The sequence below is a fragment of the Micromonospora sp. WMMD730 genome, assembly GCF_049178955.1.
Taxonomy (GTDB): Bacteria; Actinomycetota; Actinomycetes; order Mycobacteriales; family Micromonosporaceae; genus Micromonospora; species Micromonospora wenchangensis.
Genome location: NZ_JBMHML010000002.1, coordinates 1,717,658 through 1,744,243, shown reverse-complemented (window position 1 = coordinate 1,744,243; position 26,586 = coordinate 1,717,658). Strand labels below are relative to the sequence as shown.

20 protein-coding genes and 1 tRNA gene are annotated in these 26,586 nt (G+C 74.1%); 10 read left to right on the top strand and 11 right to left on the bottom strand.

All coding sequences use genetic code 11. The features are described 5' to 3' along the window. Positions 1 to 90 precede the first annotated feature (90 nt). Positions 91 to 1,269 carry a hypothetical protein gene (locus tag ACN265_RS07925; RefSeq protein WP_421406569.1) on the bottom strand — a complete coding sequence of 393 codons (1,179 nt, stop codon included), beginning with the start codon at positions 1,267 to 1,269 and terminating at the stop codon, positions 91 to 93. Positions 1,270 to 1,597: 328 nt separating this feature from the next. Beyond that, the gene (locus ACN265_RS07920; RefSeq protein WP_088643111.1) at positions 1,598 to 2,221 is read right to left on the bottom strand and encodes an ANTAR domain-containing response regulator; all 624 of its coding nucleotides are present in this window, start codon (positions 2,219 to 2,221) and stop codon (positions 1,598 to 1,600) included. 96 nt (positions 2,222 to 2,317) lie between these two features. On the opposite strand from ACN265_RS07920, the gene ACN265_RS07915 reads away from it, so the two are divergent. After that, positions 2,318 to 2,401, top strand: a tRNA-Leu gene (locus ACN265_RS07915). Positions 2,402 to 2,432: 31 nt separating this feature from the next. Beyond that, positions 2,433 to 3,182 carry a transcriptional regulator gene (locus tag ACN265_RS07910; RefSeq protein ID WP_357931292.1) on the top strand — a complete coding sequence of 250 codons (750 nt, stop codon included), beginning with the start codon at positions 2,433 to 2,435 and terminating at the stop codon, positions 3,180 to 3,182. 33 nt (positions 3,183 to 3,215) lie between these two features. On the opposite strand, the gene ACN265_RS07905 is transcribed toward ACN265_RS07910, so the two are convergent. Then, positions 3,216 to 4,409 (bottom strand): trans-sulfuration enzyme family protein, encoded by a 1,194-nt coding sequence (locus ACN265_RS07905; protein ID WP_421406568.1) that lies wholly within the window; start codon positions 4,407 to 4,409, stop codon positions 3,216 to 3,218. Positions 4,410 to 4,527: 118 nt separating this feature from the next. Here ACN265_RS07905 and ACN265_RS07900 point away from each other — a divergent pair, with 118 nt between their 5' ends. Together ACN265_RS07900 and ACN265_RS07895 are read left to right on the top strand one after the other, a co-directional pair. After that, positions 4,528 to 5,007, top strand: a complete 480-nt coding sequence (locus tag ACN265_RS07900) for an Lrp/AsnC family transcriptional regulator (RefSeq protein WP_145920916.1) — start codon at positions 4,528 to 4,530, stop codon at positions 5,005 to 5,007. A gap of 238 nt (positions 5,008 to 5,245) precedes the next feature. Continuing rightward, positions 5,246 to 6,256: an LLM class flavin-dependent oxidoreductase gene (locus tag ACN265_RS07895; RefSeq protein WP_421406567.1), complete on the top strand. Its 1,011-nt coding sequence runs from the start codon at positions 5,246 to 5,248 to the stop codon at positions 6,254 to 6,256. A 197-nt stretch (positions 6,257 to 6,453) separates the two neighbouring features. On the opposite strand, the gene ACN265_RS07890 is transcribed toward ACN265_RS07895, so the two are convergent. Beyond that, the gene (locus tag ACN265_RS07890) at positions 6,454 to 8,754 is read right to left on the bottom strand and encodes a cellulose binding domain-containing protein (protein ID WP_420118740.1); all 2,301 of its coding nucleotides are present in this window, start codon (positions 8,752 to 8,754) and stop codon (positions 6,454 to 6,456) included. 210 nt (positions 8,755 to 8,964) lie between these two features. Here ACN265_RS07890 and ACN265_RS07885 point away from each other — a divergent pair, with 210 nt between their 5' ends. Continuing rightward, a complete protein-coding gene (locus tag ACN265_RS07885; protein ID WP_421406565.1) occupies positions 8,965 to 10,443 on the top strand; it encodes a pyridoxal-dependent decarboxylase in 1,479 nt (492 codons plus the stop codon). Positions 10,444 to 10,518: 75 nt separating this feature from the next. Here the strand turns inward: ACN265_RS07885 and ACN265_RS07880 are convergent, their stop codons facing one another. Together ACN265_RS07880 and ACN265_RS07875 are read right to left on the bottom strand one after the other, a co-directional pair. Further along, positions 10,519 to 11,562: a sulfite exporter TauE/SafE family protein gene (locus tag ACN265_RS07880; RefSeq protein WP_421406564.1), complete on the bottom strand. Its 1,044-nt coding sequence runs from the start codon at positions 11,560 to 11,562 to the stop codon at positions 10,519 to 10,521. A gap of 228 nt (positions 11,563 to 11,790) precedes the next feature. Next, positions 11,791 to 12,261 (bottom strand): RrF2 family transcriptional regulator, encoded by a 471-nt coding sequence (locus tag ACN265_RS07875; protein ID WP_204926036.1) that lies wholly within the window; start codon positions 12,259 to 12,261, stop codon positions 11,791 to 11,793. A gap of 171 nt (positions 12,262 to 12,432) precedes the next feature. On the opposite strand from ACN265_RS07875, the gene ACN265_RS07870 reads away from it, so the two are divergent. Next, the gene (locus ACN265_RS07870; protein ID WP_421406563.1) at positions 12,433 to 13,881 is read left to right on the top strand and encodes a serine/threonine-protein kinase; all 1,449 of its coding nucleotides are present in this window, start codon (positions 12,433 to 12,435) and stop codon (positions 13,879 to 13,881) included. A gap of 28 nt (positions 13,882 to 13,909) precedes the next feature. Beyond that, complete coding sequence (locus tag ACN265_RS07865) at positions 13,910 to 15,676, top strand: extracellular solute-binding protein (RefSeq protein WP_421406561.1); 1,767 nt, start codon at positions 13,910 to 13,912, stop codon at positions 15,674 to 15,676. Positions 15,677 to 15,715: 39 nt separating this feature from the next. Here ACN265_RS07865 and ACN265_RS07860 read toward each other — a convergent pair whose 3' ends face one another. The 3 genes from ACN265_RS07860 to ACN265_RS07850 all read right to left on the bottom strand — a co-directional run bounded on the left by ACN265_RS07860 (position 15,716) and on the right by ACN265_RS07850 (position 18,811). Then, a complete protein-coding gene (locus ACN265_RS07860; RefSeq protein WP_204926033.1) occupies positions 15,716 to 16,600 on the bottom strand; it encodes an acyl-CoA thioesterase in 885 nt (294 codons plus the stop codon). Between the two features lie 136 nt (positions 16,601 to 16,736). Beyond that, positions 16,737 to 18,185: a pyruvate kinase gene (gene pyk / locus ACN265_RS07855; RefSeq protein ID WP_208569251.1), complete on the bottom strand. Its 1,449-nt coding sequence runs from the start codon at positions 18,183 to 18,185 to the stop codon at positions 16,737 to 16,739. A gap of 260 nt (positions 18,186 to 18,445) precedes the next feature. Next, entirely contained in the window at positions 18,446 to 18,811 is a 366-nt protein-coding gene (locus ACN265_RS07850) for a YciI family protein (RefSeq protein ID WP_088643099.1), read from the bottom strand. Positions 18,812 to 19,080: 269 nt separating this feature from the next. Here ACN265_RS07850 and ACN265_RS07845 point away from each other — a divergent pair, with 269 nt between their 5' ends. Continuing rightward, complete coding sequence (locus ACN265_RS07845; RefSeq protein ID WP_421406560.1) at positions 19,081 to 21,207, top strand: PP2C family protein-serine/threonine phosphatase; 2,127 nt, start codon at positions 19,081 to 19,083, stop codon at positions 21,205 to 21,207. Positions 21,208 to 21,322: 115 nt separating this feature from the next. Then, positions 21,323 to 22,189, top strand: coding sequence for an aldo/keto reductase (locus ACN265_RS07840; protein WP_420117342.1), 867 nt, complete (start codon positions 21,323 to 21,325; stop codon positions 22,187 to 22,189). Positions 22,190 to 22,337: 148 nt separating this feature from the next. Here the strand turns inward: ACN265_RS07840 and ACN265_RS07835 are convergent, their stop codons facing one another. Further along, positions 22,338 to 22,757, bottom strand: a complete 420-nt coding sequence (locus ACN265_RS07835; RefSeq protein ID WP_421406559.1) for an effector-associated constant component EACC1 — start codon at positions 22,755 to 22,757, stop codon at positions 22,338 to 22,340. A 20-nt stretch (positions 22,758 to 22,777) separates the two neighbouring features. Next, complete coding sequence (locus ACN265_RS07830) at positions 22,778 to 25,189, bottom strand: M48 family metalloprotease (RefSeq protein WP_421406558.1); 2,412 nt, start codon at positions 25,187 to 25,189, stop codon at positions 22,778 to 22,780. A gap of 396 nt (positions 25,190 to 25,585) precedes the next feature. Here ACN265_RS07830 and ACN265_RS07825 point away from each other — a divergent pair, with 396 nt between their 5' ends. Then, the gene (locus ACN265_RS07825; protein WP_421406557.1) at positions 25,586 to 26,536 is read left to right on the top strand and encodes an FAD-dependent oxidoreductase; all 951 of its coding nucleotides are present in this window, start codon (positions 25,586 to 25,588) and stop codon (positions 26,534 to 26,536) included. The last annotated feature ends 50 nt before the right edge of the window (positions 26,537 to 26,586 follow it).

Sequence of the window (26,586 nt, the reverse complement as noted above, 5' to 3'; positions counted from 1 at the left end):
ATCGCTGTAAGAACCGTCAGTTCCGAGAGATCTTCACTTTCTATTCGAAGGTGCGGGACGCCGCCGGCAACCACCCCCGCCTATAGCCACTCAAACCCGCCCCCACCAGGCATGGGAGCCCCTGCCGTCGTCGGCCAGCAACAGCAGTCGATCATCGCCGCCGGCCACCGTCAGGGCGGTGTCACCGCCATCGACCACCGTCAGCGGCACCAGGACGGAGCGCCACGACACCCCACCGTCGGTCGACACCCACGCAGCGCGACCGGCACCGTCACCGGTGACCGCCACCAGCGCGCCACCCACCACGGTCAGCCCCACCACCGACAGCACGCCCGGCCCGGTCGCCCCGAACCCGCCGACCCGCCGCCACCGCACCCCGTCGTCGGCCCGCCACACGGCGAAACCGTCGGAAACCGCCCCCACCACCACCGGTACGCCGTCGCGCAGCACCACCCGCTCCGCCCGCCCCCGACCGTCCTGCACCGGCAGCTCCGCCCGCCGAAAGGAGCGCCCGTCGACCGAGGTCCACGCCATCGGCCGCAGCGCCGACCCAGCCGCCGGCAGCAGCGACCCGACCACCAGCCAACCCGCCGGCAGCGCCACCGCGTCGTACGCCGCCGTCCGCCCCCGGGCGTCGCCGGCCAGCTCCGGCAGCCCCTCGGCCAGGGTGAACCCGCCCGCGTCCGGCGACGTCCAGACCGCCGCGCCGTCGGCCCGGGCACCCGCGATCAACCAGCCCCCGGCACCGGCCGCCAGCCCGGCCACGCTGACCGCGCGGGGGCCGCCGAACAGCTCGAACGCCGCCGGCACCTCCCGCAACGGGCCGGCACCGTCGCGGACCCAGGTCCCGGTACGCGGGTTGCCGTGCACCCCACCGTTCTTGGCACCCAGCGCCGCCACCCGGTCCCCGGCGCAGGCCGCCGCGTAGAGCACGTGCTGCCGGCCGTAGAACGTGCTGGCCGCGACCGGCACCGGCACCCAGGTGGCACCGTCCGCGCTGGACCAGGCAGCCGGGCGGCTCCCACCGACGGCGTCGACGACCCCGCCGACCAGGAACCAGACCCCGGCGCAGGAGACCGCGTCGCGCAGCACCAGCCGGCCGGCCGGACCGGGCGGCACCGGCAGGGTCGCCTCCCGCCAGGCCGGCTCGACCGGCGCCGACCGGCCGCCACCCGGGCCAGCCTCGTCGTTTCCGGTTCCGGGCCGGTCGCAGCCGGCGACCAGCAGGACCAACAGAGCGCACACCACGAGCACGCGCCGGGCAGACATGCATCGATGCTAGGCAGCGGACCCCCGCCGTGGGGGGCGGGTCGGGCCGCCCGACCGGCGGCCGGCCCGACCGGTCCGGAGACGGGAGCCGGGCGATCGGGGGCGGCGGCCACCGGCCGACCGGTACGCCGTGGTGCGCCCTGTTGCTCCCGGTGGTCACCGGTATGTGACGGACCGCGCCTTCACCGGTCGACGTCAGGACGGAGCCGGACGACCGTCGGGGCGGATTCGTCCGCCGGTTCGGAGCGGGCCGCCGCGTCGACCGGACAGGGTGGGCCGCCGGGCGGGGAGGAAAGACGGACCGATCGGCGACCGGTGCGCCGACGGGTCAGGAGGTGGGCTGCTCGGCGATCTCGCCACCGGCGGTCTCGGCGAGGATCCGCTCGGCGACCTCCTTCATGGTCATCCGGTGGTCCATCGCGGTGCGCTGGATCCACTTGAACGCCTGCGGCTCGGTCATCCCGTACGTCGTCATCAGCGCGCCCTTGGCGCGTTCGACGGTCTTGCGGATCTCCAGCCGGTCGGTGAGGCCGGCCACCTCGGACTCCAGGGCGGCGATCTCGGAGTAGCGGGACAGCGCGATCTCCACCGCCGGCACCAGGTCGCTCTTCTGGAACGGCTTGACCAGGTAGGCCATCGCACCGGCGGCCCGCGCCCGTTCCACCAGGTCACGCTGGCTGAACGCGGTCAGGATGATCACCGGGGCGATCCGGGCGCCGGCGATCCGCTCGGCGGCGGCCAGGCCGTCCATGATCGGCATCTTGATGTCGAGGATGACGAGGTCAGGCTTGAGCTCCTCGGCCAACCGGACGGCGGTCTCGCCGTCACCGGCCTCGCCGACGACCTCGTAACCCTCCTCGACCAGCATCTCGGCCAGGTCCAGTCGGATGAGCGCCTCGTCCTCGGCGATCAGCACCCGCCTGCGCTCGGCATCCGTCTGCGTCTCGGCCACCAGCCCTACCCCCACCATCGATCCCACACCGGCTACCACCCATGCTCCCGCATGAGCCTAGTCGGGTACAGTGAGCCACGCGCCCCTCGGGGTGACGCCGGGATGATGGAATCGGCAGACATGAATGCCTCAAAAGCATTTGCCTTAACAGGCGTGCGGGTTCGAGTCCCGCTCCCGGCACCTTGTCACACACCTGTTCGATGATGCCCCGGTGCATCCCCCAGAGATCCGGGCCCGCGCCCGGCAGGTGCACCGCGCCGGCGGTTCGGTCGCCGACGCGGCACGTGCCGTCGGCCTTCCCTACCGCACCGTCTGGCACTGGTGCAACGACCGTCCCGAGGCGCGGCAGCAGGGCACCGAGCTGCGGTGCTTCCGGTGCCGGGACGGGCTCGACGGTCCCGCCGACCCGGCGGCGTACGCCTATCTCCTCGGCCTGTACCTCGGCGACGGCCACCTGGTGACGACGGCCCGGGTGCCCGTGCTGCGGATCTACTGTGCCGCCGCCTGGCCGGGGCTGGTCGACGCGTGCGACCTGGCCATGCGGGCCGTGCTCGCCACGACGGTGCAGCGGGTGCGCAAACAGGGCTGCGTGGGCGTGCAGAGCTACGGCCGGCACTGGCCGTGCCTGTTTCCCCAGCACGGGCCCGGCCGCAAGCACGAACGCCGGATCGGCCTGGCCGACTGGCAACGCGAGATCGTCCAGCGCCGGCCGGGCGACTTCCTGCGGGGTCTGTTCCACTCCGACGGCTGCCGGGTGGACAACCGGGTGACCGTGCGGGGTCGACCGTACGTCTACCCGCGCTACCACTTCAGCAACGAGTCCACCCACATCATGGGCCTCTGCCGGTGGGCGCTCGACCTGCTCGGTGTCGCCTGGACGATGAACCGCCGCAACTGCCTGTCGGTGGCACGGCGGACGGCGGTCGCCACCCTGGACGGCCACGTCGGCCCCAAGCACTGACTCGCCAGCGGGGCCGGCCGCCGTAACGGACGCTCACCCCGCCGCGAGCGCGCGGGCCAGGTCGGTCCACAGGTCTTCGGGGTCCTCCAGGCCGACCGAGATCCGCAGCAGCCCGTCGCCCGGCTTCGCCTCCCCGGCCACCGGCCGGTGGGTCAGCGAGGCGGGATGCTGGATCAGGGTGTCCACCCCGCCCAGCGACACCGCGTGGGTGATCAGCCGGCAGGCCCCGGCGACCCGGGCGGCGGCCGCCGCGCCACCGCGTACCTCGAAGGCGAGCAGGCTTCCGGTGCCGGCGAGCTGCCGGCCGACCAGCCCGGCCGGGTCGTGCACCGAGGGGTGGTGGACCCGCGCGACGGCGGGATGCCCGGCGAGCCGCAGGGCCAGCTTCTCCGCGCCGGCCTGCTGTGCGCGGACCCGCAGCGGCAACGTCTGCAGGCCCCGGTGCAGCAGGTACGCGCCGAGCGGGTGCAGCACCGCGCCGGTGACCGCGCGCACCTGGCGCAACCGGGCGGCCCAGCCGGCGTCGCAGGCCACCACCCCGGCGAGTACGTCGCCGTGCCCGCCGATGCTCTTGGTGGCGCTGTGCAGGACGAGCGCGGCGCCGTGCCGGGCCGGCTGTTGGAGCACGGGGGTGGCGACGGTGTTGTCGACCAGCAGCGGGACGTCGCCCACGGCTGCGGCCAGGGCGGCGATGTCGACGAGGTCGAGGGTGGGGTTGGCCGGGGTCTCCACGACGACCAGGCCGGTGTCGGCCCGTACGGCGTCGGCGACCTCGTCGGGACGGGCCCAACTGACCTCGGTGCCGAGCAGGCCGGTGGCGAGCACGTGGTCGGTGCCCCCGTAGAGGGGACGGACGGCGACGACGTGCCGGCGACCGTCCCGGGTGGCCGCGAGCAGGGCCGCGGTGAGCGCGGCCATGCCGCTGGCGAAGGCGACCGCCGCCGGAGTGCCTTCGAGGGCGGCCAGCGCGGTCTCGAAGCGGGCCACGGTGGGATTCCACAGCCGCTGGTAGACGGCGCTGTCGCCGGGCGGGAGGGTGCCGCCGGTGGCGAGCAGTTCGTAGGCCGCGCCGCCGGCCTCGACCGACGGCAGCGGGTTGGTGGTGGACAGGTCGATCGGCGGTACGTGCACCCCGAGGGCGGCGAGTTCCTCCCGGCCGGCATGCACGGCCCGGGTGTCCACGGACGTGTCGTCGAGGGTCGTTCCGACGCTGGTGGTGGGATTCATGCCGTAGCCGCCGTCATGCCGGAAGCCTCGAACATCAGCATGACGACAGGCAAGACTTTCGAACGATATTCTGGCGAGGCAACTTTTCCTGTGCTCGGATTCGCGGAAGGATGCGGGGATGCCCTCCGCACCGAACGATGTACGACCCTTCGCCACCCTGGACGACGTCGACCGCGCGATCCTGGCCGAACTGGCCGCCGACGGCCGGCTGCCGAACAACGCTCTCGCCGAACGGGTGGGGGTGGCCCCGTCGACCTGCCTGACCCGGACCCGGGCGCTGCGGGACTGCGGGGCGATCCGGGGCTTCCACGCCGAGGTGGACCCGGCGGCGGTGGGGTTGCCGTTGCAGGCGCTGGTGTCGGTCCGGCTGACCGCGCACGAGCGGGCCGCGGTGGACGCCTTCCGGGCCCGTTCGGTACGGCTGCCCGGGGTGGTGTCGGTGTTCCACGTGGCGGGCGCGGAGGACTACGTGCTGCACGTCCGGGCGGCGTCGGGTGACGCGCTGCGCGACTTCGTCCTGGACCAGTTGGCGGTGGACCCGGCGGTGCAGCACACCCAGACCAGCCTGATCTTCGAGCAGGCCCGCGGCCGGGGCTGACGCCCGTCGCCCACCGGCCACCGCCCGTTGGCCGGCCGGCCAACGGTCCGCCCGCCCGCCGAGATCGACTCAATGGCAGCGGTGTTGCGGTATCCGCAGAGCCGGATGCCGCGACATCGCTGATGGTGCGGTGTGCGACTCCCCTGAACCCGGGCCGGCCGGGCCGGGCATGGCCCCCGGACCACGGACCGGGCCCGACCAGGGAACAAGTCCGGGCCGGGGCGGGTTGGGAACAGGCGTGATCGACGTACCGTTGTCTGTTCTTGATCTTGCTCCGGTCGCCGCCGGGGCCACCGCCTCCGAGGCACTCGGGCACACCACCGAGCTGGCCCGGCGGACCGAGGAACTGGGCTACCGCCGGTTCTGGGTGGCCGAGCACCACAACATGCCGGCGATCGCCAGCTCCGCGCCGGCGGTGCTGCTCGCCCACCTGGCGGCGCACACCACCACGATCCGCCTGGGCTCGGGCGGGGTGATGCTGCCCAACCACGCGCCGCTGGTGGTCGCCGAACAGTTCGGCACCCTGGAGGCGCTGCACCCGGGCCGGATCGACCTGGGCATCGGCCGGGCCCCCGGCACCGACCAGCGCACCGCGCTGGCGCTGCGGCGGACCATGGAGGGGCTGTCGGCGGAGGGCTTCCCCCGGGAGCTGGCCGACCTGATGAACTACTTCAGCGGCGACGACCCGGGCGCGATCACCGCCAGCCCGGGGCTGGGCCAGTCCCCCGCCGTCTGGCTGCTCGGCTCCAGCGGGTTCAGCGCCCAGCTCGCCGGGCTGCTCGGATTGCCGTTCTCGTTCGCGCACCACTTCAGCTCCCAGCACACGCTGCCCGCGCTCCAGCTCTACCGGCAGAGTTTCCGGCCGTCGCGCTGGCTGACCGAGCCGTACGCGATGGTGGCGGTGAACGTGGTCTGCGCCGACACCGACGAGCGGGCCGAGTGGCTGTCCGGGCCGGCCGGCCTGTCGTTCCTCAAGCTGCGCTCGGGGCGGCCGGAGCCGCTGTCCAGCCCCGAGGACGCCGCCCGGTACCCGTACACGGAGTTGGAGCGGGAGTTCGTGCTGCAGCGCCGCGACGGGCAGGCGATGGGCTCGCCGGAGACGGTCCGCCGGCAGCTCACCGAGCTGCTGGCCCGCACCGGCGCGAACGAGCTGATGCTCACCACCATGGTGTACGACGTGGCCGACCGGGTGCGCTCGTTCGAGCTGGTGGCCGAGAAGGTGGTCGGCGGGCTCTCCCGGGGCGTCTGAAACACGCTCTTCATAGCGACGTCACCCCACCGTTGCGGACGACCTCTAACTTTATTACCGGTGGTGGTACGGCACTCCCGGTCGGGACGGGTCGGGGGTGCTGCGGTGTGGTGCACCGGGTCGCCAGCTGAGCGGATTCCGCGGCTGGCGACCCGGTGCCTGCTTTGTGGGGCCCGGCCAGCGCCGGGCCCGCACCGTCAACGCAGGTAGATGTTGGGCGTGGGCGGGGTGGACATGCCGTCACCGATGAAGAAGCCCGGGTGCGGCGGCTGGTTGTAGGCGGTGTTCTGCCAGGCGATCGCCGCGCGGTACTGGGCGTCGTGCATCAGCGTGTAGATCCGGGTGCTGGTCGGCGTGGGCGTGCTGTAGATCCGCAGCGCCCGGCTGTCGCTGGTGCGCCAGATCACCTCCTCGCGCCAGTCGCCGAGGATGTCGCCGGACAGCGCCGGGGTCGACTTGGTGCCGTTGTTGGAGGCCACGTCGCTGCCGGTGAGCAGCCGGGTCTCGCCGCCGGTGCCGTACTTGTCGATCTTGGTGGCGTCGAGGAGTTCCCGTACCGGGTCGCCGTCCCACCAGGCGAGGAAGTTCGCCGACGACGGCTTGCGGCCGATGTTCTGCCCCCGGGTGTTGGCCAGCCCGTCGACCGCCGACGACCACGACTCGGCACCGGGGCTGCCGGCCCAGATGTCCGCCGAGACGCCCCGGCCGTTGTCGCCGTTGGCCGCGGTCTTCCAGATGATCTGGCCGGTGCGCGCGTCGGCGAACCAGGAGCTGGGCTTGCTGGCGTCCTCGTCGACCTTGAAGACCTCCAGGCCGGAACGGCTCGGGTCCAGGTCACCGACGTGCAGGGCGTCGCCGTGACCGTTGCCGGTCGAGTAGAGCAACCGGCCGTTGTCGTCGATGGTGGCCGCGCCGTACACGATCTCCTGGCGGCCGTCGGCGTCGACGTCGGCCACCGAGAGCTGGTGGTTGCCCTGGCCGGCGGCGGCGGAGTTGCCGGAGGCGTTGGAGTCGAACGTCCACCGCTTGGTCAGCGTGCCGTTGCGGAAGTCCCAGGCGGCGATGACCGCGCGGGTGTAGTAGCCGCGCGCCATGATCAGGGACGGCCGCTGACCGTCCAGGTAGGCGGTGCCGGCGAGGAACCGGTCGACCCGGTTGCCGTACGAGTCGCCCCAGGAGGAGACGGTGCCGCGCGGCGGGTCGTAGTTGACGGTGGAGGCGATCGCGCCGGTCTGCCCGTTGAACATGGTCAGGTACTCGGGGCCGGACAGCACGTAGCCGCTGGAGTTGCGGTAGTCCGCCGACGACGAGCCGATCAGCTGACCGGTGCCGGAGCGGGTGCCGTCGGCGGTCTTCATGGCCACCTCGGCCTTGCCGTCGCCGTCGTAGTCGTACACCTGGAACTGGGTGTAGTGGGCCCCGGCACGGATGTTGCGGCCCAGGTCGATGCGCCACAACCGGCTGCCGGTGAGGGTGTACGCGTCGACGTAGACGTTGCCGGTGTAGCCGGACTGGCTGTTGTCCTTGGCGTTGGACGGGTCCCACTTGAGCACGATCTCGTAGTCGCCGTCGCCGTCGAGGTCACCGACGCTGGCGTCGTTGGCCGAGTAGCTGTACGCCTCCCCGGCCGGGGTGGTGCCGCCGGCCGGCGGCTGGATCGGCACGTCCAGGTAGCCGTTGGCGAACTGGAGGGCGGGCGCGGACGCCGCCTGCTCGGCACCGCCCACCACGGCCCGCACGGTGTACGCCGAGCCGGCCGCCGCCCCGCTGTCCAGGTAGTTGGTGGCGCCGGTGATCGGTGCGGCGTTGACCCTGGTGGAGCCCCGGTAGAGGTTGAACGACACCCCGGCGGTCTCGGTGCCCAGCAGCCGCCAGGAGACCAGGTTCCCGTTGCCGGAGCGGACGCTGATCAGCCCCCGGTCGAGATCCTCCATCTGCTTGGCCCCGGCCGGCGGGTCGGTCGGCGGGGGCGTGGTCGGCGGCGGTGTCGTCGGGGGTGGTGTGGTCGGTGGCGGCGTGGTGGGTGGGGGCGTGGTCGGCGGCGCGGTCGTTCCGGGCACGGTGGTCGGCGCGGTGCCGCCGGTGCAGGTCGTGCCGTTGAGGGCGAAGCTGTCAGGCGTCGGGTTGCCGGCGTTGTTCCACGACGCGTTGAAGCCGAAGTTCGCGGTGCCGTTGGTGCCCAGCGCCGCGTTGTAACCGGCGTCCTTGGCACTGACCTGCGCCCCGGACTGGGTGACAGTGGCGTTCCACGCCTGGGTGACCTGCTGGCCGGCGGTGTAGGACCAGGTCAACGTCCAGCCGTTGATCGGGTCACCGAGGTTGGTGACGAGGACGTCGGCGCCGAAGCCGCCGCCCCACTGGCTACTGATCTTGTAGTCGACCCGGCAGCCGGCGGCGGCGGCCGAGGCCGTCACGGCGGTGAGGGTGCCGGCGGCGAGGGTGGTGGCCGCGGCGGCGGCGAGCAGCGCGGCGCGACGACGGGTGGGGCTCAGGTGCACGGAAAACGCCTTTCGCGGAGGTCAGCGCACGGTGGCGAAGCCGGCCTGCCCGGGCCGGCGGGATGACGCCGCGCTGACGGTGGTGACGGACGCCTTTGCATCGACATCCATAGTTCGACTCCGCGCAGTCGGATCGTAGGACAACGCTTTCCGCCCGCACAAGCCGTACCCGCTCTTGCTCCCGGCCGGCCCACCTGATCGACTCGGCGGATGGCTGAGCACATGGACCCCGAGGAGTTCCGCCGCGCCGGGTACGCGGTGGTCGACTGGGTCGCCGACTACTGGCGGACGCTGGACCGACGCCCGGTCACCCCGCAGGACCCGCCCGGCACGGTCACCGCCGCCCTGCCGGCCGGCCCGCCCGTGCACGGCGAGCCGGTCGCGGCGATGCTGGCCGACCTGGACGCGATCATCGCGCCCCGGGTCACCCACTGGCAGCACCCCGGCTTCTTCGGCTACTTCCCGGCCAACACCAGCGGTCCCAGCGTGCTGGCCGACCTGGTCAGCTCGGGTCTGGGCAGCCAGGGCATGCTCTGGGCCACCAACCCGGCCGGCACCGAACTGGAGACGGTCGTGCTGGACTGGCTGGCCGACCTGATGGACCTGCCCGCCCGGTTCCGCTCCACCGGCACCGGCGGCGGCGTCATCCAGGACTCCGCCTCCTCGGCGACCCTGGTCGCCACCCTGGCCGCCCTGCACCGGGCCAGCGGCGGACGCTGGCGCGACGTCGGCGTCGACCGCCGCTACCGGGCGTACACCTCGGCGCACGGGCACTCCTCGATCGAGAAGGCGGCCCGCATCGCCGGTCTCGGCGAGGCGGGCGTCCGGACCATCGCGGTGGACCCGACGACCCAGGCGATGCGGCCGGCGGCGCTACGCGCGGCGATCGAGGCGGACCTGGCCGAAGGCGTGGTGCCCGCCATCGTGGTGGCGACCATCGGGACCACCTCCACCACCGCCGTCGACCCGCTGCCGGAGATCGGCACGATCTGCGCCCGGTACGGCGTGTGGCTGCACGTCGACGCAGCCTACGCCGGGGCGGCGGCGGTCTGCCCCGAGCTGCGCTGGACGCACGCCGGGGTGGAGCACGCCGACTCGTACTGCTTCGACCCGCACAAGTGGCTGCTCACCGGATTCGACTGCGACGCCTTCTGGGTGGCCGACCGGGGCGAGCTGATCGAGGCGCTGACCGTCATGCCGGAGTTCCTGCGCAACGCGGCGAGCGAATCCGGCGCGGTGATCGACTACCGGGACTGGCAGGTGCCACTGGGCCGCCGGTTCCGGGCGCTGAAACTCTGGTTCGTCCTGCGCTGGTACGGCGTCGAGGGACTGCGTGCGCACCTGCGCGCAGGGATCGCCCTGGCCGACAGGTTCGCCGCCCTGGTCCGCGCCGACGACCGGTTCGCCCTCGCCGCCCCGCACCCGTTCTCCCTGGTCACATTCCGGCTGCGGGCCGGTGACGAGGCCGGCGCGGCGCTGCTGGCCCGGGTCAACGACAGCGGGCAGGTCTACCTGACCCACACCCGGGTCAACGGGCGGTACACCCTGCGCCTGGCCGTCGGCTCGCCGTTGACCGGGCCGGAGCACGTGGACCGGGCCTGGGCGCTGCTGTCGGCGGCGGCGACCGACCTGCTCGCCGGGCACCCGGCCCCGGCCGGACCCGCCCCGGGCGGCACGCTTCCCGGGTGACCGTCGCCGCCCCCGTGCCGGATCACCGGTGGGGTACGACGGTCAGCGGGGCGGGCGGCGTACCCCTGCCGGGGTTCAGCGCTCGACGACGGCCAGCCGGTCGTCGTCGGCCCCGGCCGGGGCGGACCCGGCGACGGCGCCGGCCCCGACGACGGCAGCCGCGGTGTCCGGCGACGGCGTCGCACCGACGGCGGGCGTGTCGGCGGTGGCGACGGCAGTGGTGGCGGTGGCGGTGGCGGCGGCGTCGACGATGGCGCGGGCCCGGCGGGTGCGGCGCAGCGCCCGGACGGCGAACGTCAGGGCGACCACCCAGCCCACGGCGAGCAGCACGTAGACCACCGGGCGGACGGTCGAGCCGGCGTCACCGGCCTTGAGCAGGATGCGGGCGTTGGTCAGCACGATCACCCCGCCGATGGTCGCGCCCAGCAGTTGGGCGGGGACGATCCGCACCAGCCAGGCGGCCACCGGCGCGGCGATCAGGCCGCCGATCAGCAGCGCCGCGACGGTCGGCAGCAGGAAGCCCTCGCTGCCCAGGCCGATCAGGAAGCCGATGCTGGCCGCCCCGGCCACCACGAACTCGGCGGTGTCCACCGAACCGATCACCTTGCGGGGCTCCATCCGGCCGGAGACCAGCAGTGCCGGGGTGGCCACCGGGCCCCATCCCCCGCCGCCGGTGGCGTCGACGAACCCGGCGACCAGGCCCAGCGGGCCGAGGAACCGGCCGCGCAGCCGCCCGGCGCCGGAACGCTGGCGCAGCGGCCGGGAGAAGCGCACCAGCAGGTACGCGCCGAGGGTGAACAGGATGCCGGCCATCCACGGGGCGGCGTTCTCGGTGGAGATGGAGCTGAGGAAGGTGGCCCCGACGAACGCGCCGACCGCGCCGGGCAGGGCGATCCGGGTCACCACCCGCCAGTCGACGTTGCCGAACCGCCAGTGGGCGACACCGGCGGCGAGCGTGGTGCCGATCTCGGCGAGGTGCACCGACGCCGAGGCGGCGGCCGGGGCGACCCCGACGAAGAGCAGCAGGGTCGACGAGGTCAGCCCGTACGCCATGCCGAGCGCGCCGTCGACGAGCTGCGCGGCCAACCCGACCAGAGCGAGGATCAGAAGCTTGCGCACGAGCCCTCCGAACTTTTCGGCATCTCCTATCGACTTGGTCGAGAATGCGGCACGGGACGCTCCCCGGTCAACCCCCAGATCGGTGGGTGGGACGGGCCCGGCGCAGCGGGACGCCCCGGCCTGAACCCCGCAGACCAGGTCAGACGCCAGCAGACCGGGTGCGGTGGGCAGGTCCTGCGGGCCCGGTGCGGCAGGCAGGTCCGGCGGGCCGGGTACGGCCCGGGGGTGTCAGCTCCAGGCGCGCGGGTCGGCGGCCAACTCGGTGATCCGGCCCGGCAGCACCCCGGCCGCCACGTCGGCGATGGTGACCTGCTCCAGGATCTCCCGTTCGCTGGCCCGCAGCGCGATCCAGACCTCCTGCAACGCGCGGGCCGCGCCGTGGTAGCCGAGCTGCTCGGGACGCTGCCCCCGCACGTGGGCCAACGGACCGTCGATCACCCGGATCACCTCGGCGAGGGAGATCTCCGCCGCCGGCCGGGCCAGCCAGTAGCCGCCCTCCGGGCCCCGCTGGGCGTGCACGATGCCACCCCGGCGCAGCTGGAGCAGGATGCTCTCCAGGAACTTCGGCGGGATGTCCTGCGACCGGGCGATCTGCTCGGCGGTGACCGGACGGGACCGGCCGGAGTCCGCGCCATCGGCGACCGACGCGAGTTCGGCCGCCGCACGCAGTGCGTAGTCGACCCGGGCGGAGAGGCGCATGGCCGCAAGGTTAGTCGCCGGCCCCGCCGGCCGGACCGCCACCCTCCACCGAACGGCCAGGGTGGGCTGTCCCGGTGGCGTGGGCATGGCACCATACCCGTGTCGCCGGCAGGGTCGCCGGTGGCGGACACCAGCGCACCGGAGCATAGGCCGATAGGGGCAGCGACAGCGATGCCGGACGTGACGCCGCTGAACCCGCGGGACCCGCGCCAGGCCGGGCCGTACGAGCTGATCGGTCGGCTCGGCGCGGGCGGTCAGGGTGTGGTCTACCTGGGCCGCGACGAGCAGGGCAAGTGGGTCGCGGTCAAAGTCATCAACGTGGACCTGCACCAGCATCCCCGGGCGAAGGCCCAGTTCGTCAAGGAGATCGCCGCCGCCCGCCGGGTCGCGCCGTTCTGCACCGCCCAGATCCTCTTCGCCGACGTGGACGGTGAGCTGCCCTACGTAGTCAGCGAGTTCATCGAGGGCGTCACCCTGCAACGGCACGTCCGCGAGCAGGGGCCGGTCGCCGGCAACGCACTGCACCGGCTGGCCGTCGGCACCGCCACCGCGCTCGCCGCGATCCACCAGTCCGACGTGGTGCACTGCGACCTGAAGCCGGACAACGTGATCCTCGCGGCGGACGGCCCCCGGGTGATCGACTTCGGCATCGCCCGCGCGCTGGACGTCACCGAGACGATGACCAGCCGGATCATGGGCACCGCCACCTACATGGCCCCCGAACGGTTCCGCGACGACGAGGTCGGCCCGGCCAGCGACGTGTTCGCCTGGGCCGGGACGATCGCCTTCGCGGCGGGTGGTCAGCCGCCGTTCGGTACCGGCCCGGTCGTCGCGGTGATGCACCGGGTCCTGCACGAGCCGCCGGACCTGACCGGGCTCACCGGTCCGCTCGCCACCCTGATCGGGCAGTGCCTGGACAAGGACCACCGGGTCCGGCCCACCGCCCAGGAGGTGCTGCTGCGGCTGCTCGGGCGCGACGCCCACCCGAGCGGCGAGGTGCCGTTGCAGAGCGTGCTGCGGGCCGGCACCGACGCCGCGGCCACCCAGCACGTTCCGCGTACCGTGGCCGCCACCCCGCCGGCCGCACCGGTCGTCGCGGCGGCCGACCCGTGGCCGACGACGGCGGCGGCGGACCCCTGGCCGACCGCCGGGGTGGCGCAGGCCCCGCCGGGCATCCCGGCCGCCCCGCAGCCGACCGACGACCCGGTGCCGACGCCGTGGCCCACCACGTCGACCGCCCACCCCGCGCCGCCGACGCCGAGCGCCCCACCGGCGACGGCCTGGTCCGCCCCGGCGGCCCCCACCCCGTACGCCGCCACGGACCGGCCGGCCACCCCGACAGCAGCGGCCCGGGACGGCTTCGGCCGGCGGCTGCGTCGACAGTGGGCCGACCCGTGGGGGATGTCCCTTGCGTTCCTCCTCGGCGCGGTCGGCTTCGCCACCGGGTACGTCGCCAGCACCGACATGGGCACCGCCGCCGCCGTCGGTCTGCTCGCCCTCGTCGTGGTCTACGGTGTCCGTCTGCTCGTCGCCGCCGCGCTGACCCCGTCCGGCCCGCCGGACGGCCAGGTGGCGCAGCCCGGCACCCGGCCCGCGCCGGCAACCCGCACCGACGCCTGACCCACCGAACGAACCCCTGGAGGAGCCGATGGCCGCCGGTCAGCGTCCCGCCCGACCGTGGCTGCCGCACGCGGTGGCCGTCGTCGCGGGGCTCGCGGTGATCGCCGGGGCGTACCTGTACGTCCGGCCGACGCCCGGCACCGACCGGGCCGACTGCGTACCGCTGGAGGTCAGCTCCTCCACCGAGAAGAGCGCGCTGGTCGCCCAGCTCGCCGAGCGGTACAACACCGCCGACCGGCGCTTCGGCGGGCGGTGCGCGCAGGTGACCGTGCACGGCCTCAACTCGGGCGAGGCGATGGAGGCGCTGGCCGGCGGGTGGGCGCTCACCCAGCCGAAGGTCGCCGAGCCACAGGTGTGGCTGCCCACCTCGTCACTGTGGACCGGGCAGCTGCGTCTGCTCGACAAGGCGGCGGGCCGGCCCGCGCAGACCCCCGGGCAGTACCCGTCGATCGCCAACAGTCCGCTGGTCATCGCGATGCCGAAGGACCGGGGCGAGCTGGTGCAGCAGCGCGGCCCGCTCGGCTGGGCCGACGTGCTCGGCCTCTCCGGCGGCACCGGCTGGGCGGCGTTCGGCAAGCCCGAGTGGGGCCGGTTCACCTTCGGCAAGGACAACCCGCACCTGTCCACCTCCGGTCTGGCCGCCACCATCGCCACCTACTACGCGGCGGTCAACCGGGCCAGCGACCTGACCAGCGAGGACCTCGCCCAGCCGGCGGTGACCCAGTTCGTCAGGCGGATCGAGGCCAACGTCTCGCACTACAGCGACGACTCGGTGGACCTGCTGCGCGGTCTCGCCGAGGCCGACGCCGCCGCCACCGGGGACGCCCCGGCGACCGACATGAGCGCGATCGTCCTCCAGGAGGAGCTGGTCTACCTCTACAACCAGGGCCAGCTCAGCCCCACCGGCAGCAAGCCCCGGGTGCCGCTGGTGGCGGTGCACCCCAAGGAGGGCACCTTCAACCTCGACCACCCGTACGTGGTGCTGCCGTCGGCCGACCCGGCGCAACGCGAGGCCGCCGAGGACTTCCTCACCTTCCTCCGCGACGGCCCGCAACAGCGCAGCTTCGCCGCGCTCGGCTTCCGCGACGACGAACGCCGGCCCGCCGAGACGCTGCTGGCCACGGTGGCCGGGCCGGGTGGCGACCGGCTCACCTACTTCGACCCGCCCACCCCGGAGGTGGTCGGCGCGATCCTCGGCAGCTGGGACACCCTGCGCAAGAAGGCCAACATCCTGCTCGCCGTGGACACCTCCGGCTCGATGAAGGCAAGCGTCGGCGACCGGACCCGGTTCCAGGTGGCCACCGACGCCGCCAGCAAGGCGATCGGGCTGCTCAACGCCGCCGACCAGGTGGCGCTCTGGTCGTTCTCCAGCGAGACCCCGCAACGACCGAAGCGGCCGTACAGCGAGGAGGTACGGCTCGCGCCGCTGAACCGGGACGCGTTCAACCGGAAACTCGCCGGGCTGCGCATCGGCGGCAACACCGCCCTGTACGCCACCGTCCGCGCGGCGCACCGCACGCTGCTCGACAGGTACGACCCGAACCGGATCAACGCGGTGGTGGTGCTCACCGACGGCAAGAACGAATACCAGAAGGACAGCGACCTCGACCGGCTGCTGCGCGACATCGCGCTGGACCCGAACAAGCCGGTGAAGGTCTTCTGCGTGGCCTTCGACCAGGACTCCGACCTGGCCGCGCTGGACCGGATCGCCAAGGCGTCGGCCGGCAAGGCGTTCGACGCCAAGAACCCGACCACCATCGACGAGGCGTTGGTGAAGGTGGTCAGCAGCTTCTGAGCCCGGCCGGCCCCCGCCGCACCCCGGCGGCGGGGGTGTTCAGTCGCCGACGCGACGCAGCAGGCCCTCCTGGACGGCGCTGGCGATGTGCCGACCGTCGAGGGTGAACATCCGGCCGGTGGCCAGCCCCCGCGCGCCCGAGGCCGACGGGCTCCAGCAGTCGTAGAGGAACCACTCGTCGGCCCGGAACGACCTGTGGAACCACAGGGCGTGGTCCAGGCTCGCCCCGACCAGGCCGCCCGGCCCCCAGACCTCGCCGTGCACCGACAGGACCGAATCCAGCAGGGTCAGATCCGAGGCGTACGTCAGCGCGCAGGCGTGCAGCAGCGGATCGTCGGGCAGCTTGCCGTCGATGCGCATCCAGACCCGCTGGTACGGGTCGGCGGGCCGGTCGCCGGGGCGTACCCAGCCGGGCTCGCCGACGTAGCGGACGTCGATCGGACGGGGAATCTGCCCCCAGATGCCCAGCCGCTCCGGATAGCGGGCCAACCGGTCGGACATCGTCGGGACGTCGTCCGGACCGGGCACGTCCGGCGGGGTCGGAGCCTGGTGTTCCAGGGCCTGTTCCTGCCGCTGGAAGGACGCCGACATGAAGAAGATCGGCTTGTCGTGCTGCAACGCCACCGAGCGGCGGACCGAGAAGGAGCGTCCGTCCCGGACGTTCTCCACCTGGTAGTCGATCGGCTCGGCCGGATCGCCGGGCCGGACGAAGTAGCCGTGCAGCGAGTGCACGAACCGCTCCGGGTCGACCGTGCGCCCGGCGGCGACCAGAGCCTGCCCGGCGACCTGCCCCCCGAACACCCGCTGCGGGCCGACCGAGGGGCTGACCCCACGGAAGGACGTCGCGCCGGTGTGGTCGAGGTCGAGGACCTCGAGGAGCTGGTCGACCGCGGCCTGGCCGGTCGCCGCCGGACGCCCGTTCACCGAGCTTGCTCTGTTCGCGACTGCGGGGCGCGCAAACCCGGCGCGCTCCTCGCGCTCACCGAAACTGCCGCTGCTCGCGACTGCGGGGCGCGCAAACCCGGCGCGCTCCTCGCGCTCACCGGAACTGCCGCTGTGCTCACTGGAGCGCCCGGGCGCTGGCGGCGTCGACCAGGGAGCCGAGCTGGTGCACGCGCAGGGTGTTGGTGGAGCCGGGGGTGCCGGGCGGGCTGCCCGCGACGATCACCACGTAGTCGCCGGGGGTGGCCTGGTTGAGACCCAGCAACGCCTGGTCGACCTGGCGGAACATGTCGTCGGTGTGCTGCACGAACGGCATCAGGAAGGTCTCCACGCCCCAGCACAGCGCGAGCTGGCTGCGCACCTCGGGGACCGGGGTGAACGCCAGCAGCGGCAGGTCGCAGTGCAGCCGGCTGAGCCGCTTGACGGTGTCACCGGTCTGCGAGAAGGCCACCAGCGCCTTCGCCCCGATGGCGCGGGCGATCGAGGACGCGGCCACGGTCAGCGCGCCGCCGTGGGTACGCGGGTCGTGCTGGAGCCGGGGCACCCCGATCGAACCGGCCTCGGTGGTGGTGATGATCTTGGCCATGGTGCTGACGGTGAGCACCGGGTACTTGCCGACGCTGGTCTCGCCGGAGAGCATCACCGCGTCCGCGCCGTCGAGCACCGCGTTGGCCACGTCGGAGGCCTCGGCGCGGGTCGGCCGGGAGTTCTCGATCATGGAGTCGAGCATCTGGGTGGCCACGATGACCGGCTTGGCGTTCTCCCGGCACAGCTGCACGGCCCGCTTCTGCACCAGCGGCACCTGGTCCAGCGGCATCTCGACGCCGAGGTCGCCCCGGGCCACCATGACGCCGTCGAAGGCGAGCACGATCGCCTCCAGGTGGTCGACCGCCTCGGGCTTCTCGACCTTGGCCAGCACCGGCCGGCGCACACCCTCCTCGTCCATGATGCCGTGGACGAGCTTGATGTCCTCCGCCGTACGGACGAAGGAGAGGGCGATCAGGTCGACACCCAGGCCGAGGGCGAAGCGCAGGTCCTCGGCGTCCTTGTCCGACATCGCCGGGACGCTGACCGCCACGTTCGGCAGCGAGACGCCCTTGTTGTTGGAGACCGGGCCACCCTCGGTGACCAGGCACCGGATGTCGTTGCCGGTGACGTCGCTGACCTCGACGGCGACCCGGCCGTCGTCGATCAGCAGCCGGTCGCCCGGCTTCACCTCCTGGGGCAGCTTGCGGTAGGTGCAGGAGACCCGGTCCCGGGTGCCGAGGATGTCGTCACCGGTGATCACCACCGAGTCGCCGGTGCGCCACTCGTGCGGCCCGTCGGCGAACTTGCCGAGCCGGATCTTCGGGCCCTGGAGGTCGGCCAGGATGGCGACCGGCACGCCGACCGCCTCGGCTGCCTCGCGGACCATCCGGTACACCGACTCGTGGTCGGCGTGACTACCGTGGCTGAAGTTCAGCCTGGCCACGTTCATGCCCGCCTCGATGAGGCCCCGGAGCCGCTCCGGGGACGAGGTGGCGGGGCCAAGAGTGCAGACGATCTTCGCGCGGCGGTTCACGCCCATCAGGCTAGTCTCTCCTCCGGGTCGACCTGCGGGCCGACCCCTTGCGGACTGAGGAACAGGGTCCGACGACGCGCGGGGTGGGCGCGTGGCCGGCGGGACGCGGGCCACGCCGGGGGCACGTCGGAAAGTGGCGGGCATCGGCGACCGCGCGCCGGGAATCGTACCGCCCGACGGCAATCGCCGTCCGCGCGCTCCCGTGCTCCCGTGCGCCGACGCCGCCACCGTCGGTCACCGCCGCGCCACGCCCGTCGACCCGGCGCTCAGCTGTCGGTCTTGACCAGCGGAAACTCCAGCGAGCCCGCCGGGCAGAGAAACGTCAGCACGTCGACCATGTAGAGGCCGGCCTGCACCGCCGGGTCCGCCTCCATCACGCTGCGTACGTCCTCGACCGAACCGGTGCGGGCCAGGCCGATGCCGATCGGCGGGGCGGGCTCCCGGGCCGGGCCGTCGATCGAACCGGCCACCAGCACCAAACCCCGCCGTTGCAGGGCCCGCATGTGCGCGGTGTGCTCGGCCTGGAGGCGCTGCACGGTCTCCTTCGGCAGCACCCGACCGGCCGGACCCGGATAGAGCACGATGCACTCGTACGTGTCGAGTGCGAAGTCCAGCTGCGGCGTACCCGTCATCGCGTCCCCTCCCCGCGTCGGCGCCACACCGCGCCGGTGGCGTCCCCCGGACCCGGCCAGCGTCCCACGGTGGGGACGCCCCTGACCGCCGGTCGGGACAACTGCGGGCCGGACGGGGCCCTCCCCGGTCGGACACCGGGTGCGGCGGGCGGCGTGGCCGGCCTTTCGGCCGGCCCACGCCGACAGATCGGCAGACGTGCCCGTCAGCCGACGCTGGTACGGTCCGACTGATGGGGAAGGCGCTCGATCCGCGGAGCGGAGGTCCCGACATGGCTCGCTCGTCCGACGCCCCCCGGCCGCCGGACGACTCCCGCTGGCGCGAACTGCTCTCCCACGCCGGCCCGGCCGGCCGGTGGATCGTCGACCACGACTGGGCCGGCACCCCGCTCGGCCCGCCGGCCGACTGGCCGCCCAGCCTGCGTACCGCCCTGGTCCTCTGCCTGCACAGCCCGACGCCGGCCGCCCTGTGGTGGGGGCCGGAGCTGGTGCTGCTCGCCAACGACGGCTACCTGGCCCTGCTGGGCCCGGCCGGCACGCGGGCGCTGGGCCGGCCCGCCTCGGCGGTCTGGCCCGACGCGGTGCCCGCGCTGACCGGGGTGCTCACCGCCGCCCGGGTCAGCTGCCGGCACGGCGACGACGGAGCCGGGCCGGTCTTCTCGTCGGGCCCGGTGGTCGACGCCGCCGGCCATCCGCAGGGCGTCCTCACCACCGTCACCGCCGCGCCCGGCGGCACCGCCGACGCCGCCACGCACGGCGGCCCGGTCGTCGCCGCCGACGGGGACCGGCGGCGGGCGTTGCGGCAGGCCAAGGGGTTGGCCCGGCTCGCCGGGGCGCTCAGCGCCGCCGACAGCCGGGAGGCGGTGATGGACGTGGTCGGCGCGGTCACCCCCGGTCTGGTCGGCGCGGACGGGGTCCGGGTCGCGGCGGCCACGGCGGGCGCCTGGGAGCTGACGGTGACCGACGACACCGGCACCGGCGAACTGCGGGTCACCGACGACGAGCCGCTGGCCCGCGCGGTACGTGAGGAGACCACCGTGCCACTGCCGGACGGGCTCTGCCTGCCGCTGCGCGACGGTGGCGGCGCGGTGCTCGGAGCGCTGGAGGTGCGCTGGGACGGGCCGGCCGCCGACGAGGAGGCCCGCCGCATCCTGCTCGACGCGGTGGCGGGGCTGTGCAGCCAGGCGTTGCGGCGGGCCGAGCTGACCGCGTCGGCGCGGGCGATGGCGGAGTTCGCCGCCCGGCTCAGCGTCACCCGCTCCACCGGTGAGGCGATCGACGTGATCCTGGACGCCGCCCCGACGGCGCTCGGCGCGGCGCTGCCCGGCCTGGCGATGCGCGACGAGGGCCGGCGGGTCCGGCTGTGGCACGCGGAGCTGCCCAGCGGGCTGGTCGCCACCTTCGACGACCTGACCATCGACGACCCCCGGCCGATCGCCCACGCGCTGCGCACCGGGGAACGGATCATCCTGCGCAACCGGGCCGAGTTCGCCGCCCGGCATCCCGGCCTGCCGGACCCGGCCGGCGAGTACGGGATGGTGACCACGGTCGTGCTCCCGCTGCTGGACGCCTCCCGGCGGCCCATCGCCGCGCTGGGTTTCGGCTGGCCCCGGGAACGGGCGCTGCACGACGACGACCTGGCCCTGTTGGACACCGTCGCCGACCTGTGCGAGCAGACCCTGGAGCGGGTCCGGCTGGCCGCCGCCGAACACAACCTGGTGACCCGGCTGGCGGGCCGGCTGCGTACCTCGGCGACGATCGGGCCACCCGGCCTGGAGCTGGCGACCCGCTACCAACCGGCGATGAGCGGCCTGCACCTGGGCGGCGACTGGTACGACCTGGTCGACCTGGACGACGGCCGGCTGGCCGTGGTCGTCGGGGACGTGGTGGGCCACCAGGTCGAGGCGGCGGCCGACATGGCGCAGCTGCGGACGGTGGTGAACACGCTGATCCGCTCCGGGGTGCCGCTGGCCGAGGTGTTCCCCCGGTTGACCGGGCTGCTCGGGGTCGGGTTCCTCGGCACCTGTCTGGCGATGGTGGTCGACCCGGTGGCCGGGCAGGCGCAGGTCGCCCGGGTGGGGCATCCGCATCCGGTGCTGCTGCGGCCGGGTCGGCCGCCGGAGACGGTCTGGACGGGGCACTCGCTGCCGCTCGGGCTGGTCCGTGACCCGGTGCCGGTGACGACCGTGGCGTTCGGCCCGGGTGACCTGCTGGTGGCGTACACCGACGGGCTGGTGGAGCGGCGCGACCAGGCGTACGACGCCGGGGTGACGGCCCTGCACGAGGTGCTCGTACCGGTGCGGGACCAGCCCGTGGAGGTCATCGCGGACACCCTGCTGACCAAGCTCTCCGGCTCCGACGACGACCAGGCGCTGGTGATCATCCGGCACGCCGGCTGAGTGTCGGTGCCCACATTCGGTCCGGGGGTGTTGCCGACCGCGATCTTCGGGAAAGCCGTCGGGGTGGGTGGCTAGATTTGCCACCGACGACAACGACAGGATCGGGGTACGGCACATGGGGTCCAGCAGTCAGCCCGCGAAGGCGTCAGGCACCTACCGGATCGGCGGCGACCTGCAGGTCGACCGGCTCGGTTACGGGGCCATGCAGATCACCGGGCCGGGGGTGTGGGGCGACCCGAAGGACCCGGCCGAGGCGGTCCGGGTGCTGCGCCGGGCGTACGAGCTGGGCGTCACGTTCATCGACACCGCCGACTCGTACGGGCCGTTCGTCTCGGAGCTGCTGATCAGGGAGGCGCTGCACCCGTACGCCGACGACCTGGTCATCGCGACCAAGGCCGGCCTGACCCGCTCCGGGCCGGGTGACTGGCGGCCGGTGGGGCGGCCGGAATACCTGCGCCAGCAGTGCGAGCTGAGCCTGCGGCACCTGGGCCTGGAGTCGATCGGCCTCTACCAGCTGCACCGGATCGACGCGAAGGTGCCGCTGGAAGATCAGCTCGGCGAGCTGGCCCTGCTCAAGCAGGAGGGCAAGATCCGGCACATCGGGTTGTCCGAGGTGACCGTCGCGCAGATCGAGGCGGCCCAGAAGATCACCCCGATCGTGTCGGTGCAGAACCTCTACAACCTGGCCGACCGCAGCGCCGAGGACGTCCTGGACCACTGCGAGCGCAACGACCTGGCGTTCATCCCGTGGTTCCCGATCGCCACCGGCAACCTGGCCAAGCCGGGCGGCCCGCTGGACGCCATCTCCACCGGCCACGACGCGACGCCCGCGCAGCTCGCGCTCGCCTGGCTGCTGCGCCGCTCGCCGGTCATGCTGCCCATCCCGGGCACGTCCTCGGTCGGTCACCTGGAGGAGAACGTCGCCGCCGCCCAGGTGCAGCTCACCGACGAGGAGTACGACTCCCTGGCCAAGGCCGCCTGACCGTCCCACCCCGCCGCCCCGGGCGCCCGGCACACAACGGGGGCGATGTAGCGCCATCCCAAGCTGCGGATACCGCTACATCACCCCCGTTGCTGAGCGCCGCCGGGCCGAGCGCCGCCCAGCGGGCGCGAGGGCCGTCGGAGGTGGGTCAGCCGTCGGGGGTGATCTCGTTGCCGGGGTCGGTCGGGCGCAGCGCCCGCTGGGCCTCGTCGAACAGCTTCGCCGCGTCGGTGCGGCCGTTGACCTGGATCTCCACCTCGGAGTCGCCGACCTGCAGCCGGATGCTCACCTCGGTCCGCTGCTGGTCCACCCAGCTCTGCACCAGGTTGAACAGACCGGGCAGCAGCCCCTGGGCGACCACCGCGATGATCACCGCGTCGCTGAAGCCGGCCCGGCCACCGGCCCCGCCCCCCGGCCCGGCGTCGCGGACCAGGGCCCGGTAGCGCGGGTCGCGGTGCAGCCAGGCCAGCAGCGTCGTGCGCTGCGGGCCGGCGGCACGGGGGGCCAGCACCAGCCGGGCCGGTGCGGTGGAGCGGGGCGCGGTCATCTCGGTCTGCCTCTCAGTCATGCGGTCCGGCCGACGGCGGCTCAGTCGTCACCGGGTTGGAAGGTCAGCGTGCCGTCGACCACCGACAGCACGCCGCTGACCCCGAACGTCTCGTTCTCGGTGAACGGGGTGGTCCCGAAGTAGCCGACGGTGCTGCCGGTGGCCTGCGCCGACCCCTGCGACTCGTACGAGGTGGAGACCCGTGCGGTGGCCGGGCCGGTCAGGGTCAGTTCGATGGTCGGGTACCGGGTGATCTTCCAGGCGATCTTCTTCACCGGCGAGCCGCCGGTGTAGTAGCGGAACGGGCACCCCTGCGGGGTGGCCACCGCCTGCGCCGCGCAGCCGTCCAGATAGGACCGTACGCTCTGTTCCGCCGCCGCCTGCGCCTCGGGCCGCAGGGTGGGCGTCAGCTCCGCGCCGCTCACGCTCTGCTGCCCGGGTACGACGTAGACCACCCGGGGCGCCGTCTCGCTGAGCGCGGTGCTCTCCCCCGCCACCGTGTACGCCCCCGGCAGCAGCGGCACCGCCACCCCCGTCTCCTGCGCGCCGGTGGGCGCGGGCACCCCGTTGACGGTCAGCGGGGCCGGGCCGCCGGGCAGGGTCAGGGTCGCCGGGGCGGCGTCGATGTGCCAGCGGTGGAACAGCCCGAGCACGGCGGAGTCGTCGCGGCGCAACGGCAGCTCGGCGGTCAGCTTCCGCCCGGCGAGGGTGTAGGCGACCGTGGCGACCGCCTCGTCGCCGTCGCGTTCCACCTCCGTCACGGACACGTCGGTGGGCGGGCGGTAGTCCTTCGCCGCCACCATCCGGGCGAGTTGCCCGGTGTCGCCCAGCGTCGCCCGCACGTCGGGGGTGAGCTGGTCGAGCGCCTCCGGGCCGTCGTGGTCGGCCAGGGCCGCGAAGTAGTCGCCGACGGCCGCCTGGGGGCGGAAGAACGCCCACTGGGCCGTGGTCAGCCCACCGCCCAGGCAGCTCACCAGCACCAGCGCGCCGACGAGCAGCAGGGCGCGACGGGAGCCGACCGCCGTCGTCGTCGTACCGCCGAACAGCTCGTCGAGGCCGCGTGCGGTGGCCGCACGGTCGGTCATCGGGTCGGGAACGGGCCGGTCCAGCCGGTCCAGGCGCAGCTCGGACGGGGGGTGGGTGGCGCAGACCGCCTCGTCCCAGCCGCTGCGCCCGGTCTCGAAGGAGCGTCGCCGCTCCAACATGGACCGCATCCCGTCCCGGTGCCCGGCGAGCACCGCACCCGCGTCGGCCCGGTACTCGGCGGCCCGGACGTCCCGGCGGTGGCAGGGCAGGACCACGTACCGCATGGTGAGCAGCACCGGCCAGAAGAACAGGAACACCACGAAGTCGGTGGCCGGGTGCGGGAACCGGCGCATCAGCCAGGCCGGCAGGGCGTGCACCAGCACCAGCGGCAGGCCGACACCCCGGATGAACGCGCTGGTCACCTCGTCGCCGGTGCGCCAGTGCACCAGTTCGTGGCTGAGCAGCGCGGCGATCTCCTCGTCGGTGCAGTCGAGCACGGCGGTGCTCACCACGACGTGCCGGGCGTACGCGCGGGCGTTGGCGAGCACCGGGTCGTCCTCGATCAGCAGCCGGGGTTCCCCGGGCAGGCCGAGCCGGGCCGCGCAGTCGCTCAGCAGCGGACGCAGCCGTTCGGCCTCCCGCCTGCTGAGCGGCCGTGCCCCCGAGACGCCCAGCAGCCACGGCTCCAGCAGCACCCGCCCGACGGTGTAGAGCAACCCGACGAGGCCGGCGGCGACCACCATGCCGGCCAGGCCGGTGAACAGGTTCGCCGGTTCGTCGAAGGCGTTGCGCCAGGGCAGCACCAGCACGGCCAGGAAACCGACCAGCGCGCCGAGCGCGAACCCGGCGAACCCGCCGACCACCCCGCCGGAACGCGCCACGAAGGCCTCCAGCAGCGGCCCGACCAGCGGGGCGTCCCGCAGCAGCGCGGGCACCGTCTCGTCGGACTGGGTGCCCCCGGCGACCAGCCCGTACAGGCCGAGGGCGAGGCCACCCCAGACCGCCGCGACCAGCGCCAACGGCACGTAGAACCAGGTGGCGAGGAAGGCGCCGAGCGCGCCCCGCCAGTCCCGCACGATGCCGGCGCGCAGCCAGACCAGGGCGCTCGGGTAGCCGGGCGGGCGGTGGGCGAACCGGTCCCCGGCGGCCGGGGACTCCTGCGCCTGCGCGGCACCGCCCGACGCCGTCGCACCGGCCGGCGGGTCGCCGCCGGGCGACGCCGGTCCGCCAGGCGACGCCGGTCCGCCGGGCGACACCGGTCCGCCAGGCCACGCCGGTCCGCCAGGCCACGCCGGTCCGCCGGGCGACGCCGGGTCGCCCGCAGGTCGCAGGGGTGTGCCGGCCGGCGGGTCGGGCTGCCGGTCGGTGGTCGGGCCGGGCTGGGCCGCGTAGGGATCGGGCTGCGGCTGGGGTTCCAGGTCGGGCACGGGAGGCTCCTCGACTACGGATGTCGCCGGCCGTGGCGCGGGCCCGGCGGACCGGGCCACCGGCGGACCGGTCGGTCGGCGGACCCGACGGCCCGCAGGCCGAACGGGTCGGCAGATCGACAGGACCGCCTGACCGGTCGCCACCGGCGGCGAATGACACCAATGCTGTCGGTCGACTCCGCAGGTGGCGGAATTCGACGCCGCTGGACATTACCGATGACGAATACCGTCCGCGATCCCATTTCCCACCGGAGATCGGCTTTCCGAATAACTGTCGGATATCTGTCCGCCGACGGCTCCGGTGCCATTTCCGTCGTGGACCCGTCGGGCCGGTCGGAGAGACGATCCGGGTCCGGCCACCCCTACCTGCGGGCGGCACCGGCGGGGAGGTCGACGATGGACACGGACGTGCTGGTGGTCGGGGGCGGGATCATCGGGCTGACGGCGGCGGTACGGCTGCGGGAGCGCGGCGCGCGGGTGACCCTGCTGACCGCCGACCCGCCCGGCGACACGGTGTCGGCGGTCGCCGCCGCCGTCTGGTACCCCAGCCACACCGACGCCGACCCCCGGGTGCTGCGCTGGGCCGCCGGGACGTACACGGAACTGGGCCGGCAGGCCGAGGCCGGGGTGCCCGGGGTGGTGGCCCGGCCGACGCGGATGCTGCTGCGCCGTCCGTGGACCGGCCCGCCGTGGTGGGCGGCGGCGGCCGGTGACCTGGCCGCCCACCCCGGCTCCGGACCGTACGCCACCGAGTTGCGGTTCACGGCGCCGACGGTGGAGATGTCGCCGTACCTGGACTGGCTGGTCGCCCGGTTCACGGCGGCCGGCGGCCGGATCGTGACCGGCCGGCTGGCGCGGCTCGACGACGGCTTCGCGCTGGCCCCGACGGTGGTCAACGCCACCGGACTGGCCGCCGGGCGGCTCGCCTGCGACCCGGCGGTGCACCCGGTACGCGGACTGCTGGTGCTGGTAGCGAACCCGGGCCTGACCACCTCGGTACGCGACGAGGAGAACCCGGCCGGCATCACCTACGTGCACCCGCGCCGGCACGACGTGGTGCTCGGCGGCACCGCCGAACCGGACCGGTGGGACACCGACCCCGACCCGGCCACCGCGACGGCGGTCCGGGCCCGGTGCGTGGCGCTGGTGCCGGAGTTGGCCGACGCCCCCGTGCTCGGGGTACGGGTCGGGTTGCGGCCGGCCCGGCACGGCGGCCCCCGGGTCGCGGTGCAGGCCGGGCCGGCCCCGGGGCAGCGGCTGGTGCACGCCTACGGCCACGGGGGCGCCGGGGTGACCCTGTCCTGGGGCTGCGCCGACGAGGTGGCCGGGCTGGCACTGTCCGGCTGACCGGCCGGGCCGGACGCACCCCGGCCCCGCCCCTCGGGACCGTGGGGCGG

What these genes read in the sequence shown, in the direction of transcription:
- ACN265_RS07925 (WP_421406569.1), bottom strand. Translation starts at nt 1,269, where the DNA reads ATGTCTGCCCGGCGCGTGCTCGTGGTGTGCGCTCTGTTGGTCCTGCTG.
- ACN265_RS07905 (WP_421406568.1), bottom strand. Translation starts at nt 4,409, where the DNA reads ATGAATCCCACCACCAGCGTCGGAACGACCCTCGACGACACGTCCGTG.
- ACN265_RS07900 (WP_145920916.1), top strand. Translation starts at nt 4,528, where the DNA reads ATGCCCTCCGCACCGAACGATGTACGACCCTTCGCCACCCTGGACGAC.
- ACN265_RS07885 (WP_421406565.1), top strand. Translation starts at nt 8,965, where the DNA reads ATGGCTGAGCACATGGACCCCGAGGAGTTCCGCCGCGCCGGGTACGCG.
- ACN265_RS07875 (WP_204926036.1), bottom strand. Translation starts at nt 12,261, where the DNA reads ATGCGCCTCTCCGCCCGGGTCGACTACGCACTGCGTGCGGCGGCCGAA.
- ACN265_RS07870 (WP_421406563.1), top strand. Translation starts at nt 12,433, where the DNA reads ATGCCGGACGTGACGCCGCTGAACCCGCGGGACCCGCGCCAGGCCGGG.
- ACN265_RS07865 (WP_421406561.1), top strand. Translation starts at nt 13,910, where the DNA reads ATGGCCGCCGGTCAGCGTCCCGCCCGACCGTGGCTGCCGCACGCGGTG.
- pyk (WP_208569251.1), bottom strand. Translation starts at nt 18,185, where the DNA reads ATGGGCGTGAACCGCCGCGCGAAGATCGTCTGCACTCTTGGCCCCGCC.
- ACN265_RS07850 (WP_088643099.1), bottom strand. Translation starts at nt 18,811, where the DNA reads ATGACGGGTACGCCGCAGCTGGACTTCGCACTCGACACGTACGAGTGC.
- ACN265_RS07845 (WP_421406560.1), top strand. Translation starts at nt 19,081, where the DNA reads ATGGCTCGCTCGTCCGACGCCCCCCGGCCGCCGGACGACTCCCGCTGG.
- ACN265_RS07840 (WP_420117342.1), top strand. Translation starts at nt 21,323, where the DNA reads ATGGGGTCCAGCAGTCAGCCCGCGAAGGCGTCAGGCACCTACCGGATC.
- ACN265_RS07835 (WP_421406559.1), bottom strand. Translation starts at nt 22,757, where the DNA reads ATGACTGAGAGGCAGACCGAGATGACCGCGCCCCGCTCCACCGCACCG.
- ACN265_RS07825 (WP_421406557.1), top strand. Translation starts at nt 25,586, where the DNA reads ATGGACACGGACGTGCTGGTGGTCGGGGGCGGGATCATCGGGCTGACG.